Source organism: Providencia sp. wls1914 (assembly GCF_009706645.1).
Lineage (GTDB): Bacteria > Pseudomonadota > Gammaproteobacteria > Enterobacterales > Enterobacteriaceae > Providencia > Providencia zhijiangensis.
On the sequence record NZ_WLUN01000006.1, the window covers coordinates 115,559 to 129,652 of the forward strand.

Here is a 14,094-nt window from a genome sequence, read left to right on the forward strand (position 1 = left end):
TCTAAACTTACAGCACCTAAAAAGGGGCATAAATTGGATAATGACCGTTTTTAGGTGCAACTAGATAATAACAAAGTACCCACTAAGCTTTCTTCGGTGCCCGACTCGCTTTCAAGGTGATCCGCACCAACAACCCGCCGAGATGTTCACTCTTTAGCAACTGCAATTCTGAGCCGTGATAACTGGCGATATCTTTTACAAGCGCCAAGCCCAGCCCTGAACCTTCCAGTCCTTTGGCATTATTCAAGCGCCTAAAGGCTTTTAATGAACGGTGAATATATTTATTTTCGATACCCGGCCCTGAGTCTTCAACTTCCAGTTTAATCATGGAATTGCGACTTTCATCTGCCACGATTCGCACCGTAACAATCCCCTGTTCAGGGGTATATTTAATCGCATTATCAATCAGGTTCGCACACATTTCCGCCAGCAAAATAGCATCCCCTTTGACCCAGCAATGCTCTAATCCTTCATAGCCTAAATCAATCTGTTTACTCTCGGATTGTCCCAAACGGGTAAAACAGACTTGCTGAACAATTTCCACCAAATTAACCGCACGATAAAGTCTGATCGCCTCTTTTTCGTGCTCTTTTAAACGCGCAAGCTGCAATAAGCGGTCAGTTAATACGATAGTGTTATCCAAGGTTTTATTAATCGCCTGCAAACTTTGTTGCTTCTGTTGCTCATCATCGCTATTAAGTGCCACTGAAACTTGCGTTTTTAATACGGCTAGCGGGGTTTTTAGTTGATGGGAAGCATCCGCACTGAAACGTTCTTGACGCTTTAACATCCGTTTTAACCGCTCCACATAGCGGTTCAAGGCATCTACAAGCGGCGAAAGTTCCGACCATGGCAACACATTCGGGATTGGTGTGAGGTCATTCGCAGCGCGACCGAGCATTAAATTAGAGAGTTTTTTCAGTGGCGTTAATAGCTTACGCAACAGTAAATACGCCAATATCAGCGTCACGACCACCACGGTACCTTGGCTCATCAGCGCAGAGATCAGCAGTTGATTGGCGAAATCTTGCCGAGCATACACCGTTTCAGCAACGCGGATCTCCACCATGCCCTGGATACCACCTTCGTTAATCGGCTGGAAAAAGGTCGCCACACGAATGGGCAGCCCCATGTATTCCGCATCATAAAAGTAGACTAAAGCAGTGTAATGTTGAGAGCGCATCCAATAAGGCGGGATTGGCGGTAGGTCATCATAACCAGAAATGGTTTCCCCGTGAGGGGCGATGACTTGGTAAAACAGACGGTCATTATTATTCAGCTCAAAGCTATCGAGCACCACATAAGGAACGTTCACAGAAAGATGTTCATCCACCACCTGTAAGCGTTCCGCCACGGTTCTCGCCGACGCCAGTAATGTTCGGTCATAAGCGAGGTTTGCCGCGTTTTTAGCGCTATAATAGTGGGTATAAACGGAGAAACTTCCCAACAAAATGAGGGGGATACCGAAAAAAAGCAGCAACTGATGAAAGAGAGAGCGTGGATGAGAGACTAATTTCATACACTACACTGCTCTAATCGGTATCCCAATCCGCGTAAAGTATTGATATTGATATCTGAACCTGTGAGTTTTTTACGAACCCGATGCACATACAGTTCAATACTTTGTAAATTGGCTTCATCCGACAGCGAGAATACCTGCTCAAATAATTGTGTTTTTGAAACAGGTCGCCCTCTGCGATGAAAAAGTGTATTCAATACCGCGTATTCTCGCGGCGTTAAACCTAACGGTTCCGCCTTCAGTGAAAAATAACCGTCATCATGAAAACAGAGGTCACCAAAACATTGGTCGCTATTCACATTCCCTTGACTACGGCGTAAGAGCGCGCGCGCTCGAGCCTCTAATTCAGCGATATCAAAGGGTTTAGTCAGGTAATCATCCGCCCCTGCATTCAGCCCTTTCACGCGGTCGGCCACATCTGAGTTCGCCGTTAATAGCAGAACAGGTGTTTCTTGATGACGTTTGCGCATCTGGGCTAATACATCTAAGCCACTCATTCGTGGTAATGAAACATCCAAGACCACCAACGAATAATTTTCGGTTTGTAATAGCTGATCGGCGATGTAACCATCACTGGCGATGTCCACAGCAAATCCCGATGCCGTTAAGGCTTTCTGTAACCACAAAGACAACTCGTCATGATCTTCAACCAATAACATTCTCATTAGTCGCCCACTCATTATGATTATTTATGCGTATAAGTTGGCACTCTCTCGATTGAATGAAAAGTGTTAAACGTGATTTTTACCGAAGCTATCACAACTATCCTTCGTTAACCTGCTACCACAAATAAAAATTAACATTAAATTAACACAACCAAGAAGAGTAAATATAAAACAATCTGATATGTATCACATAAAAATAATTTTATTTGTTAATGAAAGGTAAATGAAAGGTTCTCAATACAATGATGCATAGCGAACCAACATTGTCCAAAGCTATTCATCGACAGCGACATAACCAACAACAACCAAGTAACTTAATTATTGTCTAGTGAGGAATGAAGCATGAAGAATTTCACAATCAATGCCTTAGCAGCAGCAATTTTTTTAGTTGGCGTTAACCAAGCAATGGCGTTACCCGAAAGAACAGAATGTATAGCCCCTGCCAAACCTGGCGGTGGCTTTGATTTAACCTGTAAACTTGTTCAAGTCTCCATGCTGGAAACCAAAGAGATCGAAAAACCGATGCGTGTGACTTATATGCCAGGTGGAATTGGTGCCGTTGCTTACAACGCCATCGTGGCTCAACGCCCAGCAGAGCCGGGCACCATCGTTGCATTCTCTGGTGGCTCCTTACTCAACCTTGCTCAAGGTAAATTTGGTCGTTACAACGAAAATGATGTTCGCTGGCTAGCAAGTGTTGGCAGCGACTATGGCATGATTGCCGTACGTGCCGACTCCCCTTATAAAACTTTAGGCGAACTGATGGACGCCTTCAAAAAAGATCCAAACAGCATTGTCTTTGGTGCGGGTGGCTCTATCGGTAGCCAAGATTGGATGAAAACGGCGCTACTGGCCAAAGCTATCGACTTAGACCCACGTAAAATGCGCTATGTGGCTTTCGAAGGCGGCGGTGAAACACTGACAGCCTTGTTAGGCAACCACATCCAAGTGATCTCCGGCGATATTAGTGAAATGACCCCGTATATCAGCGACGGAAAAATTCGCATCCTAGCGGTGTACGCCGATAAACGCTTACCAGATGCCTTATCCAATATTCCAACTGCTAAAGAGCAAGGCTACGACATTGTTTGGCCAATTATTCGCGGATTCTATATGGGACCAAAAGTGTCCGATGCGGATTACAACCAATGGGTTGAAGCCTTCCAAAAATTACAACAAACCGACGAGTTTAAAAAGCAACGTGAATTACGTGGCTTGTTTGAATACAACCTATCGGGCCCAGAATTGGACGCTTACGTGAAAAAAGAAGTTGAGAACTACCGTGAGCAAGCGCGTTCCTTCGGATTAGCGAAATAACGGAGTCACCATGAGCCAACGCATATTTGCCATAGTCTGGCTAATACTGTGTGGGATCGGGCTGTATATCGGCTGGGGCATCCAAAGTGAGTTTACCTATGAACCACTGGGCCCCCGCCCCTTCCCGATAGCCATACTGTCATTAATGACCCTGTGCGCACTCGCACTCCTGCTGGGTCGCCAAGAAGCGGTTGAATGGCCAAAGCCCTATGTTTTGCGCCGTTTAGTCTTGTTAATCATTGCATTAGTTATTTATGCATGGGCGTTTGAGTGGTTAGGATTCCCATTAGCGACCACCTTATTAACCATCAGCGTTGCCCTGTTATTTGGTGCAACCCCGATAGCCGCTCTGATTTCCGGTCCGATTCTTGGTCTTTCGCTGTTTTACGCCTTCGACAAATTGCTCGATGTGACATTGCCCATCGGCGAACTTTTTAGCTAAGGAGAAAAGTATGGAAACGTGGATGTATTTATCTCAAGGCTTTGAGGTAGCGCTGATCCCGCAAAATATTATGATCGGGCTGATTGGCTGTTTCATCGGCACGATTGTCGGCATGTTACCGGGTTTAGGCCCTATCAACGGCGTAGCGATATTATTACCCTTAGCGTTTGCGCTCAAGCTACCGGCCGAATCCGCACTTATTTTACTGGCTACCGTCTATCTAGGATGCGAGTACGGAGGACGAATTTCCGCCATCCTATTGAACGTTCCCGGTGACGCCGCGGCGATTATGACCACGTTAGATGGTTATCCGATGGCGAAGCAAGGCCAAGGAGGTATCGCGCTCTCGATTTCTGCCGTCAGTTCATTTATCGGTTCCACCATTGCGATTGTTGGGATCATTTTATTTGCACCTTTACTGGCACAATGGTCGCTCGCTTTCGGGCCTGCTGAATATTTCGCGTTGATGGTTTTTGCTATCGCGTGTTTAGGCAGCATGATGAGCCAAAACCCCGTCAAATCGCTGCTCGCAGCATTGATTGGTTTGGCGCTAGCAACCGTCGGTGTCGATGCCAACTCTGGGGAATACCGTTTTACCTTTGACAGCGTTAACCTATCCGATGGCGTCCAGTTTATCGTCGTGGTTATTGGACTGTTCTCTGTGAGTGAAATATTACTCATGCTAGAAGGCACCGCGACCGGACAAGGATTAATCCGCAAAACGGGTCGAATGTTATTTAGCAAGAAAGAGGCCAAAGCCTGTGCAGGTCCAACATTACGATCCTCATTTATTGGCTTTTTTGTGGGGATTTTACCGGGTGCGGGGGCGACTATCGCTAGCGCCATCACCTATATGACCGAGAAAAAAATTGCGGGTGATAAAGGGACATTTGGTGAAGGGGATGTTCGCGGTGTCGCGGCACCTGAAGCCGCCAATAACGCCTCTGCTTGTGGGTCATTTATTCCGATGTTAACTCTCGGTGTTCCGGGTTCGGGGACGACAGCGGTTATGATGGGGGCACTGACCCTGTATAACATCACTCCGGGTCCGGGGATGTTTACTGAACAGCCACATATCGTTTGGGGATTAATTGCCGCGCTGCTTATCGCTAACGTTGTGTTGTTAGTGATGAATATTCCGCTGATTGGTCTATTCACTCGAATGCTCACCGTACCGCTGTGGTTCTTAGTCCCTGCGATTGCTTGTGTCTCTGCAGTGGGTGTTTACGCCGTACATAGCACCACTTTTGACCTGCTGTTAATGATGGGGCTTGGGGTATTCGGCTATATCTTGCGGAAGATGAATTTCCCACTATCTCCGCTAATCCTTGGGTTTGTTTTGGGTGAGATGTTAGAGCAAAACCTGCGCCGCTCATTGTCTATCAGTAATGGGGATTTTAATATTCTGTGGAGCAGTACGATTTCTAAGAGCTTATTAATTCTGGCGGTATTGGTGCTGGTGTTACCACCGATTGTGAAGCTTATTCGTAAACGCCGTCATCAAACTGCGAAAGCATAATTCCAAACTGTACGTTATGACTGAAAGACTTCGCCCCATGAAAATGGGGCAGGTCTACTGATAAATCGCCCTAGTAAAACGCTTTACTTGGGCGCAATACCATTACTTTCGTGAAAATTGAACACATAAAACCCCTAGGATCACTAAACCAATACCCACCACTTTCTCAATCGGAATGGGGTTTCGATTCATGCCGAACCAGCCAAATTGCTCAATAAGCGCAGAAATAATTAATTGCCCCGCAATCACTAATACAAAAAATGTCGTACTGCCAATTTTAGGGACTAAAATCAAAGCCGACGTGAGATAGAGCATCCCTGCGATGCCACCAAACCAAATCCAAATTGGTTGGTTAAATAGTTCAGTACTAAAATGGGGTTTTGGTACTTTAAAAATAATTAAAAGTGGAATTAATACAATTAAACTGATCACCAGCGATGTTGCGCTCGCCCATAATGGGTGACCTAGTTGTCTTGCAAGTATGGCATTACTTGCCGCTTGGATTGGTACAACCGCGCCTGCCAATAATGCAACAAAGGCTAGAATGAGCCCTGTGATTGAAAATGCTGACATCGAAACCTCTTCACTAATATTGACTTAAGTTGAATGATTGCCATAGTAAAGAGAGATAACAGCATTGGAAAATGAACAATTTTATAAGGCACTATTCGTAGGATGAATAACTTAAGAAAATTAGATTTAAATCAGCTAGTGACGTTGTCAGTCTTGTTGCGAGAACGGCATGTAAGCCGAGCGGCGGAAGCTTTACATAAAAGCCAGCCCGCTGTCAGTCATGCATTAAATCAACTGAGAGACATTTTTCAAGACCCCTTATTGGTTCGCCGTGAAGGCCAATATCAACTAACAAGCAAAGCTGAGTCTCTTTATCTCCCATTAAATGAAGCATTAAAGCAATTAGATGATTTGATTGCCCAAAAACAGTTTTCTCCGCTAAGTTGCCAAAGGCGCTTTAATATCGCAATGTCCGACTACGGCGCAACTTTAATTACGATAAAATTAGTTTCTTATTTACGCGAATATGCACCCAATATTGTCCTCAATATCTGGCACTGTAGTCGGGAAGAAATGCAAAATAAATTGCATGAAGGTAGCTTAGACTTAGCATTCGGTATATTTGATACTCTGGATTATTCGTTACGAAATCAAACTGTCTTGACGGACAAATTTGTCAGTCTGGTTGATCATCAGCTTGGTTCGCAAGGCAAAATGGATTTAGCTAACTGGCTATCCTATCCTCATATTTTAGTGAGTATGAAGCCTTTTGATGCGAATGAAATCGACCATCAACTGCAATTAATGAACCAACAGCGCCGTGTAGCCGTGACTGTGCCTTACTGGCAAATTGCACCCCAATTATTAACGGGGACTGACCTGATCCTAACGGTGGCGAAAAAAGCGATACCTCAATCCATGTTAAGCAAATTTACGTTATTTGCTCCTCCATTATCTCTTCCTGATTTAGATTTCCAAATGGTATGGCACCAACGCGGTGATACTGATAAAGCATTAGAGTGGCTTAGAGGCATTATCGCTGAACAATTAAAAGATGACCGAGAGTTTTATGGCGAAAACGAGGATTAAAAAGGGCAGCATTTCTGCTATCTATCAGAATTTATAAAAAAAGCGAAAGCCCTGGCTCTCACTTTTTTTTTCACTTGATCTATCCTAGCTGTCTTGTTTCGGATAGCCCTGCTCACGTAGCCATTCGCGACCTACATCAATGGTTGGCGTTTGTACAATAAAGACAAACAAGGCACCGATCATACCGCCTAACAATGCGCCGCCTAGAAAGCCACCAGAAAAGAAACCAAAGAAAAACAACATAAAGGCTAATACGGCGGAAAGTAAAACCGCGAGTCCGGTGAGCTTCCAATATTTCGCGCCCATGCGTTTTTTACCTTCTTTCAGGCATTGACGAAACAAGCGCCCTTGCTCTTTTCTCTCTAATCCTGCTAATTCAGGAACACTCTTCGCCGTCCAATACGCCATCTTATCTACCTTTCTTTTTAATTAAATTTTGTCTAACGCATTTATACGCAGCTTAGAGGTAAGATACTTGCGGATAACTCTGATAATCGTCGTGAGAACGTCAATATTCAGTGGGCTGGGCGGTTTATCGTGGTCAATAAAATTTGCCCCATAAAGATTTCGGGGCAAATCTTTTATTAATAAAACGGATATTTCGTATAACTCAGCAAGGTAACATTTTTATTACTCGCGTCTTCGCCATAATAAACATGTTTTGATGGTGGTGTGAAAATCTGAACCGCTTCTTTTTGTCGTTTTTCAAAAAGTGGAAACGTGATTTTAGTGTTAAATGCACGCTTAATTTTGGCAGGGAACAGCCCCTTAATACTTTTAATCAATGCATTACCCAAAATTTTTAAATCATTTTTCCAAATCTTACACCGTGTGAAATCCATATTAGCTCCTTATTGATACATTAATGGAGCAAATATCATGGCACTATTTTCATTACGGTAATTTAATAAAATGATGATTATGGTGGCGACAATAATTAAGCCATAAAAAAAGCGAGAGCCTTAGCCCTCGCTTTCTATGCAGTGCATTTCAGTGAATGAAACTTATGCTTTGTATTTGCTCATCACTAACGTTGCGTTGGTACCACCAAAACCGAAGCTGTTAGACATCACTGTATTCAGTGCTTGCTCAGTTGGTTGGGTGATGATATTCAAGCCTTTCGCTTTCTCATCTAAATTTTCAACGTTGATGCTTGGTGCGATAAAGCCATGTTCTAACATCAGCAAGCTATAAATCGCTTCTTGAACGCCCGCTGCACCTAAAGAGTGACCTGTCATCGCTTTGGTTGCAGAAAGTGCAGGGCAATCGTGACCAAACACTTCTTGGATAGCTTCTAACTCTTTAGTATCACCGACTGGCGTTGAAGTGCCGTGTGTGTTGATGTAATCGATTTTATCAACACCCTGCATTGCCATTTGCATACAACGCACTGCGCCTTCGCCCGATGGAGCCACCATATCAGCACCGTCAGACGTTGCGCCGTAGCCAACGACTTCTGCGTAAATGTGTGCGCCACGTGCTAATGCATGCTCTAACTCTTCAACCACGACGATACCGCCGCCGCCCGCAATAACGAAACCATCACGGTCTTGGTCATAAGTTCTTGATGCTTTTGATGGAGTTTCGTTGTACTTAGTTGACAACGCGCCCATTGCATCGAACTCACAGGTCATTTCCCAGCTCAGTTCTTCACCGCCACCAGCAAACACAACATCTTGTTTACCCAGTTGGATCAGTTCAACTGCATGACCGATACAGTGTGCAGACGTTGAACATGCAGAGCTGATTGAGTAGTTAACGCCTTTGATTTTGAACGGGGTTGCTAAGCAAGCAGAAATACCGGAAGCCATTGCACGAGTCACCATATATGGACCCACACCACGCAGACCTTTTGCACGCATACCGTCAGAGCCAGCTACTTGGTTACGTGGGGAACCACCACCAGAGCCAACAACAACACCCGTACGCAGGTTAGACACTTGGTCTTCCGCTAAACCTGAATCTTTAATCGCCTGTTCCATTGACAGGTAAGCATAGACAGAGCAATCACTCATGAAACGGCGGACCTTACGGTCAATCAGACCTTCAGTATCCAGCTTGACATCACCCCAGACATGGCTACGCAGCCCTGCCTCTTTAAATTCTTCTGAGAAAGTGATCCCGGAACGACCTTCCTTCAGAGAAGCCAGTACTTCTTCCTGGTTATTACCAATGCTGGAAACAATACCTAGGCCAGTTATGACTGCACGCTTCATTCGTTACCTCATGTCTATAATTATATGATTACGGGATTACAGGTGTCACTTTAGCTTACACTTGTACGCTGAACAAGTCCGATCAGGGTAAATATTTGTATTTTTTTTATCATGACACAAATAAGGCTTTTATGTGACGGTAGCCTTACAGTGATATCAGCGTTAGAATTTGAATATGATTTTGCAATAACGGGCTTAAACGTGAAAAAGACAGCTGTACAAACCGCTCACCTCAGTTGGAATGAGGAAGGCACACCGATTTCAGAACAGTTTGAAGACATCTATTTTTCTAACCAAAATGGCTTAGAAGAGAGTCGCCATGTGTTTTTGCAGGGAAACCATTTTCCACAGCGATTTCTAACACACCAAGATGAAACTTGTGTGATTGCCGAGACAGGATTTGGTACTGGATTGAATTTTCTCGCTTTATGGCAGGCCTTCAACCAATTCAAAGCCGAAAACCCCAATGCAAAATTACAACGATTACATTTTATTAGCTTCGAAAAATACCCTTTATCAAAAGCCGATTTAATCGCCGCACACCGTTGTTGGCCAGAGTTAGCCGAGCTTTCAGAGCAATTATGCGAACAGTGGCCACCCGCCTTACCCGGTAACCATCGAATTATTTTAGAAAATAGTGCAATCACCCTCGATTTATGGATTGGTGATGTAAATACGCAAGTATCCATACTTAATGACAATTTAAACAATAAGATAGATGCGTGGTTTCTAGATGGTTTTGCCCCTTCCAAAAACCCGCAGATGTGGAGCGAACAGTTGTTCGCTGCAATGGCAAAATTTGCACGTAAAGGTGGAACATTTGCCACCTTTACGGTTGCTGGATTTGTTAAACGTGGATTACAGCAAGCGGGCTTTACGATCATGAAGACCAAAGGATTTGGTCAGAAACGTCAAATGCTAACGGGGGTACTAGAAAATAATCTGACTCGCCCGATGGCACCTTGGTTTGCGCGTCAACCCGCATCTCATACCGATGATATCGCGATTATTGGCGGTGGTATTGCCAGCCTCACCTTAGCCCGTTCACTCAGGAAACGCGGTGTGGATGTCACTATTTACTGTCAAGACCAGCAAGTCGCCCAAAATGCGTCTGGAAACCGCCAAGGCGCAGTCTACCCCCTATTAACCGGAAACGACAATGCCCTAGAGCGCTTTTTTGTCAGTGGCTTCCCGTTTGCCACTCGCTTTTATCAGCAACTGAGCACGCAAGGTATCGAATTTAATGGGCAATGGTGTGGGGTAAGCCAAATGGCGTATAACCCTAAATCCACAAAAAAAATCGACAACATGCTGCAAACCGAATGGCCAGAAGAGTTTGCTGTTGGCAAAGATAGGCAAAAACTCAGTGAACTGAGCGGTGTGGATGTCAATCATCGAGGTATTTATTACCCCTCTGGCGGCTGGCTATGTCCTGCACAATTATGCGAAAGCTTAGCGCAAAAACTCGCTGAAGAAGGCGTTAATTTCCACTTTGGTCTGTCAGTCACCGACTTACAACGTTCAGAAAACGGTTGGGAACTGACATTCGATAACCAGCAAACAGCCCATCATCAAACGGTGGTGATTGCCAATGGCCATTTGCTGAACCAATTTGAGCAGACTCAGAACCTGCCTATCACCCCTGTTCGTGGGCAAGTGAGCCATATTCCGACAACCCCAACATTGCAGCAATTAAAAACCGTGTTGTGCTTCGAAGGTTATATGACGCCGGAAGATACCACAAACCAGCACCACTGCTTGGGGGCGAGTTATCAACGCGATAATTTGAGTCTTGAATACTCTAAGGAAGAGCAGCAAGAAAATCTGCAAAAATTGCTCACCAGCTTACCGGATGTGGATTGGACAGCGCAGGTGGATATCTCTGACCAACAATCTCGCCAAGGGATCCGCTGCGTGATCCGCGACCATATGCCGCTACTCGGCAATGTGCCTGACTTTGATGCTTTAATGCAGCAATATGCGGATTTACCTGACCAACTGCGCCACGAACACGCCGTTGCCCCATCCCCAGCTTATCCTGACCTGTTTGTATTCGGTGCATTAGGGGCTCGAGGACTTTCCACGGCCCCACTGTGTGCAGAAATCCTCGCGGCGCAAATTTTTGATGAACCCATGCCTGCTGACGATGACGTACTTTCCGCATTACATCCAAATCGTTTTTGGGTGAGAAAGTTATTGGCGGGACGCCCAATCACCACGAAAGAAGCGTAAGCGAAAGAAGCAGAAACGAAAAAGGGCTTCCATTTGGAAGCCCTCAGACCATTGACAAACCATCAGGTTTGGAAATGGCTCTTTTGGGTTGTAAAATTAACGAGGAAAATCAATTTATTGATTTTCGCCTGATAACACAAAGAGGGAAAAACCACGCTTTTATCCCTCTTTGTCATCAACCTCAAGGGCTTCCATTTGGAAGCCCTCTGTACGAATCAATATTAAACTTAATTCACGTTCAACTGCATAGCACAGCGATCTATCGCTTGAAACCCTGCATCCACTTCGTGTTGCAAGATATCTTGTAATTCACTCATCAATTGCACCTCTTCCATTATCGAAAAACCAAGGCGCTGATAATACGGTGCATTCCACGGAATATCACGAAACGTGGTCAGTGTAACCTGACCAATCTGTTGCGACTGAGCAAACTCAATAACCTGCTGAATAAGCCGCTTACCTAAGCCCTGCCCCTGCGCTGACTGCTGAACTGAAAGCTCCACAATATGCAGGCTATCACTCAAATGCTCCGCCATAATAAAGCCAACGGGCTGATCATGATGATCCACCGCGAGCCACTCTAAGCCATTCGCAATACACTCAACGTGGTTTTCTTCCGGTTGAACTTCACCTTGGGCAATCCAGCCAAACTTAGGATGTCCGGCAAAAGTTTGCCCCGCAGACGCTTCCACCGCGGGTAAGAATTGGGCATCTTCATGGGTTGCTAATCGAATGGAATACATGCGGTCAATGGAGTCCATAAAACTAACGCACGGTATCTAACAGTGTTTTCCACATACCCAGCACCAGAATTTGGTCTGGTGGGGTCAGTTCGCCGGCTTTAATAGCATTTTGGATACTCAGCTCAACGCGCTGATACAGTGCATCAACACTGGTTTCGTTCTCTTCTTCCAGTTCTGCCACAGCAAGGGTTAAGTGACCACGCAGATAGCCACCAGCAAACAGCTCATCATCGCTGGCGTGTTCAACCATATCATCAATTCTTGTCAGTATGCGTGTTTCAAAATCCGCAAGCATGCTTAATCCTTACTGTAGTGAGAGATTCTATTAGGCGAAAATATCTTCCGGATAAGGGAACAGTTCCGCGCAAAGTGGAGGTGTATTGTAAAACGATTGTAACGCATTAATAAAGCGCAGCGGTCTCTCTGGGATACCTTTTTCGAGGTACTCCATCACTTGGGCATGCACTTTGCGCATAAAAGCGATACGGTCGGGTTCGAAATCCCCTTCTAAATTGTCGCAACTCACATTAAACGGGATGCCCGTTGCCACACAGAAAAACCAATCTAGCGCTTGTGGTTTAATTTCAACCACTTCAAAGTCACACTGGGTTTTCTCATCGCGACCATCTGGGCAGTACCAATAACCGTAATCCACTTGCTGGCGACGTTTTTCCCCAGCAATGCACCAGTGAGAAATTTCATGGAGAGCACTGGTAAAAAAGCCGTGTGCAAACACAATTTGGCTGTATGGCGTGGTGTCATCGGCTGGTAAATAGATAGGCTCGTCGTCCCCTTTTACCAATTTGGTATTGTACTCTTCGCCGAAACACTGTTCGAAAATATCAATAAGTTGCTGATAATGATGTTGAGTCATGGAACGCTTAAATCATCTTAAAATAATGTGAGAAACCAAGCTTTAATCTCGTCACCGTGGCTGTCATTTAACAGCTTAATACTCATTAAGAGTGAAATCACGACGATCATCGGCCTGATAAGTTTTTGTCCTTTGGTTAACACTAAGCGAGCACCAAGTCTCGCACCAACCATTTGGCCGGCAAGCATAACAAACCCGAGCACCCAAAGAACATGACCTCCGATAATAAAAAAGATCAAAGATCCAAAATTGGAGGCGAAATTTAACAATTTTGCATGGGCGGTGGCTTTGGCGAGGTTATACCCTAATAGCAAGACATAAGCGAGCGCTAAAAAAGAGCCAGTTCCTGGGCCAAATGCGCCATCATAAAAACCAATTCCCATCCCCGCAGCAACCCCAAAAATTGGCATACTAACGCGCTGAGGCCTATCTTGCACCCCCAAAGATGGCGTGAGTAAGAAATAAAGCCCGACGCAGATGACCATCACTGGCAGCAACTGCTTTAAAAAAGCGGTATCAATGGATTGGATTAAAATCGCCCCGAGCATTGCCCCAATCATCGTCATGATCACAGGGAAGATTTGCTCTCGCAAATTAATGGCTTTACGCCGTGCAAAATAGAGTGTGGCGGAGAATGAACCACCGATAGCTTGTAATTTATTGGTCGCCAAGGTTTCCACGGGAGTGATCCCCACAGAAAGCAGCGCAGGAATAGTCAGTAAACCACCGCCCCCTGCGATAGAGTCAATAAAACCGGCAAGGAGAGCGACAAAAAACAACAGAGCGTAGACTTCAGGCGCAACGGCGGTAAGCCAATCCATTTTACATTCCAGATAAGTGAACTATCACGATGCAGATTTGTTATCTATTGATTATCTTATTGAAAGCTAAACAATATCACAGCCCGGATGGATTATAATCGAGGTTTCATCCCAACCTTTAACTCACAGTGGATACCCTTGCCA

14 protein-coding genes and 1 pseudogene are annotated in these 14,094 nt (G+C 45.0%); 5 read left to right on the forward strand and 10 right to left on the reverse strand.

Going from position 1 to position 14,094, the window contains the following annotated elements; translation table 11 throughout:
* Positions 1–82 precede the first annotated feature (82 nt).
* Together GKR74_RS05910 and tctD are read right to left on the reverse strand one after the other, a co-directional pair.
* A complete protein-coding gene (locus GKR74_RS05910) occupies positions 83–1,519 on the reverse strand; it encodes a sensor histidine kinase (protein WP_154602894.1) in 1,437 nt (478 codons plus the stop codon).
* Positions 1,510–2,184: pseudogene (gene tctD / locus GKR74_RS05915) on the reverse strand (transcriptional regulator TctD). The gene GKR74_RS05910 and the pseudogene tctD overlap by 10 nt, the downstream one beginning before the upstream one ends.
* Before the next feature lie 342 nt (positions 2,185–2,526).
* Here tctD and GKR74_RS05920 point away from each other — a divergent pair.
* The 3 genes from GKR74_RS05920 to GKR74_RS05930 are packed head-to-tail and all read left to right on the forward strand — an operon-like array spanning position 2,527 to position 5,462.
* On the forward strand, positions 2,527–3,501 hold the full coding sequence (locus GKR74_RS05920; protein ID WP_154602896.1) for a Bug family tripartite tricarboxylate transporter substrate binding protein: 975 nt from the start codon (positions 2,527–2,529) through the stop codon (positions 3,499–3,501).
* A gap of 10 nt (positions 3,502–3,511) precedes the next feature.
* A complete protein-coding gene (locus GKR74_RS05925; RefSeq protein WP_154602897.1) occupies positions 3,512–3,943 on the forward strand; it encodes a tripartite tricarboxylate transporter TctB family protein in 432 nt (143 codons plus the stop codon).
* A gap of 10 nt (positions 3,944–3,953) precedes the next feature.
* Positions 3,954–5,462: a tripartite tricarboxylate transporter permease gene (locus GKR74_RS05930; protein WP_154602898.1), complete on the forward strand. Its 1,509-nt coding sequence runs from the start codon at positions 3,954–3,956 to the stop codon at positions 5,460–5,462.
* 102 nt (positions 5,463–5,564) lie between these two features.
* Here GKR74_RS05930 and GKR74_RS05935 read toward each other — a convergent pair whose 3' ends face one another.
* Positions 5,565–6,035 carry a DMT family transporter gene (locus GKR74_RS05935; protein WP_154602899.1) on the reverse strand — a complete coding sequence of 157 codons (471 nt, stop codon included), beginning with the start codon at positions 6,033–6,035 and terminating at the stop codon, positions 5,565–5,567.
* 102 nt (positions 6,036–6,137) lie between these two features.
* Here GKR74_RS05935 and GKR74_RS05940 point away from each other — a divergent pair, with 102 nt between their 5' ends.
* The gene (locus GKR74_RS05940) at positions 6,138–7,064 is read left to right on the forward strand and encodes a LysR substrate-binding domain-containing protein (protein ID WP_154602900.1); all 927 of its coding nucleotides are present in this window, start codon (positions 6,138–6,140) and stop codon (positions 7,062–7,064) included.
* Between the two features lie 84 nt (positions 7,065–7,148).
* On the opposite strand, the gene GKR74_RS05945 is transcribed toward GKR74_RS05940, so the two are convergent.
* The 3 genes from GKR74_RS05945 to fabB all read right to left on the reverse strand — a co-directional run bounded on the left by GKR74_RS05945 (position 7,149) and on the right by fabB (position 9,280).
* Positions 7,149–7,472, reverse strand: a complete 324-nt coding sequence (locus GKR74_RS05945) for a hypothetical protein (protein ID WP_154602901.1) — start codon at positions 7,470–7,472, stop codon at positions 7,149–7,151.
* A gap of 176 nt (positions 7,473–7,648) precedes the next feature.
* Positions 7,649–7,906 carry a hypothetical protein gene (locus tag GKR74_RS05950; protein ID WP_154602902.1) on the reverse strand — a complete coding sequence of 86 codons (258 nt, stop codon included), beginning with the start codon at positions 7,904–7,906 and terminating at the stop codon, positions 7,649–7,651.
* A 162-nt stretch (positions 7,907–8,068) separates the two neighbouring features.
* On the reverse strand, positions 8,069–9,280 hold the full coding sequence (fabB, locus tag GKR74_RS05955) for a beta-ketoacyl-ACP synthase I (RefSeq protein WP_154602903.1): 1,212 nt from the start codon (positions 9,278–9,280) through the stop codon (positions 8,069–8,071).
* Positions 9,281–9,481: 201 nt separating this feature from the next.
* On the opposite strand from fabB, the gene mnmC reads away from it, so the two are divergent.
* Positions 9,482–11,512 carry a bifunctional tRNA (5-methylaminomethyl-2-thiouridine)(34)-methyltransferase MnmD/FAD-dependent 5-carboxymethylaminomethyl-2-thiouridine(34) oxidoreductase MnmC gene (gene mnmC / locus GKR74_RS05960; protein ID WP_336431304.1) on the forward strand — a complete coding sequence of 677 codons (2,031 nt, stop codon included), beginning with the start codon at positions 9,482–9,484 and terminating at the stop codon, positions 11,510–11,512.
* A 227-nt stretch (positions 11,513–11,739) separates the two neighbouring features.
* On the opposite strand, the gene GKR74_RS05965 is transcribed toward mnmC, so the two are convergent.
* From GKR74_RS05965 to GKR74_RS05980, 4 genes are read right to left on the reverse strand one after another with little or no spacing between them, the layout of a single operon-like run.
* Positions 11,740–12,273 (reverse strand): GNAT family N-acetyltransferase, encoded by a 534-nt coding sequence (locus GKR74_RS05965; RefSeq protein WP_154602905.1) that lies wholly within the window; start codon positions 12,271–12,273, stop codon positions 11,740–11,742.
* Positions 12,274–12,277: 4 nt separating this feature from the next.
* Positions 12,278–12,550, reverse strand: coding sequence for a YfcL family protein (locus GKR74_RS05970; RefSeq protein WP_154602906.1), 273 nt, complete (start codon positions 12,548–12,550; stop codon positions 12,278–12,280).
* A 30-nt stretch (positions 12,551–12,580) separates the two neighbouring features.
* Entirely contained in the window at positions 12,581–13,129 is a 549-nt protein-coding gene (locus GKR74_RS05975) for an elongation factor P hydroxylase (RefSeq protein WP_154602907.1), read from the reverse strand.
* A gap of 17 nt (positions 13,130–13,146) precedes the next feature.
* Positions 13,147–13,950 (reverse strand): TSUP family transporter, encoded by an 804-nt coding sequence (locus GKR74_RS05980; RefSeq protein ID WP_154602908.1) that lies wholly within the window; start codon positions 13,948–13,950, stop codon positions 13,147–13,149.
* Between the last annotated feature and the right edge of the window lie 144 nt (positions 13,951–14,094).

Bases quoted from the DNA above. Each gene is read 5' to 3' on its own strand.
- GKR74_RS05930 (WP_154602898.1), top strand. From the start codon at position 3,954: ATGGAAACGTGGATGTATTTATCTCAAGGCTTTGAGGTAGCGCTGATC.
- GKR74_RS05975 (WP_154602907.1), bottom strand. From the start codon at position 13,129: ATGACTCAACATCATTATCAGCAACTTATTGATATTTTCGAACAGTGT.
- GKR74_RS05945 (WP_154602901.1), bottom strand. From the start codon at position 7,472: ATGGCGTATTGGACGGCGAAGAGTGTTCCTGAATTAGCAGGATTAGAG.
- GKR74_RS05935 (WP_154602899.1), bottom strand. From the start codon at position 6,035: ATGTCAGCATTTTCAATCACAGGGCTCATTCTAGCCTTTGTTGCATTA.
- GKR74_RS05965 (WP_154602905.1), bottom strand. From the start codon at position 12,273: ATGGACTCCATTGACCGCATGTATTCCATTCGATTAGCAACCCATGAA.
- GKR74_RS05970 (WP_154602906.1), bottom strand. From the start codon at position 12,550: ATGCTTGCGGATTTTGAAACACGCATACTGACAAGAATTGATGATATG.
- GKR74_RS05925 (WP_154602897.1), top strand. From the start codon at position 3,512: ATGAGCCAACGCATATTTGCCATAGTCTGGCTAATACTGTGTGGGATC.
- GKR74_RS05950 (WP_154602902.1), bottom strand. From the start codon at position 7,906: ATGGATTTCACACGGTGTAAGATTTGGAAAAATGATTTAAAAATTTTG.
- GKR74_RS05920 (WP_154602896.1), top strand. From the start codon at position 2,527: ATGAAGAATTTCACAATCAATGCCTTAGCAGCAGCAATTTTTTTAGTT.
- GKR74_RS05940 (WP_154602900.1), top strand. From the start codon at position 6,138: ATGAATAACTTAAGAAAATTAGATTTAAATCAGCTAGTGACGTTGTCA.
- fabB (WP_154602903.1), bottom strand. From the start codon at position 9,280: ATGAAGCGTGCAGTCATAACTGGCCTAGGTATTGTTTCCAGCATTGGT.
- GKR74_RS05980 (WP_154602908.1), bottom strand. From the start codon at position 13,950: ATGGATTGGCTTACCGCCGTTGCGCCTGAAGTCTACGCTCTGTTGTTT.
- GKR74_RS05910 (WP_154602894.1), bottom strand. From the start codon at position 1,519: ATGAAATTAGTCTCTCATCCACGCTCTCTCTTTCATCAGTTGCTGCTT.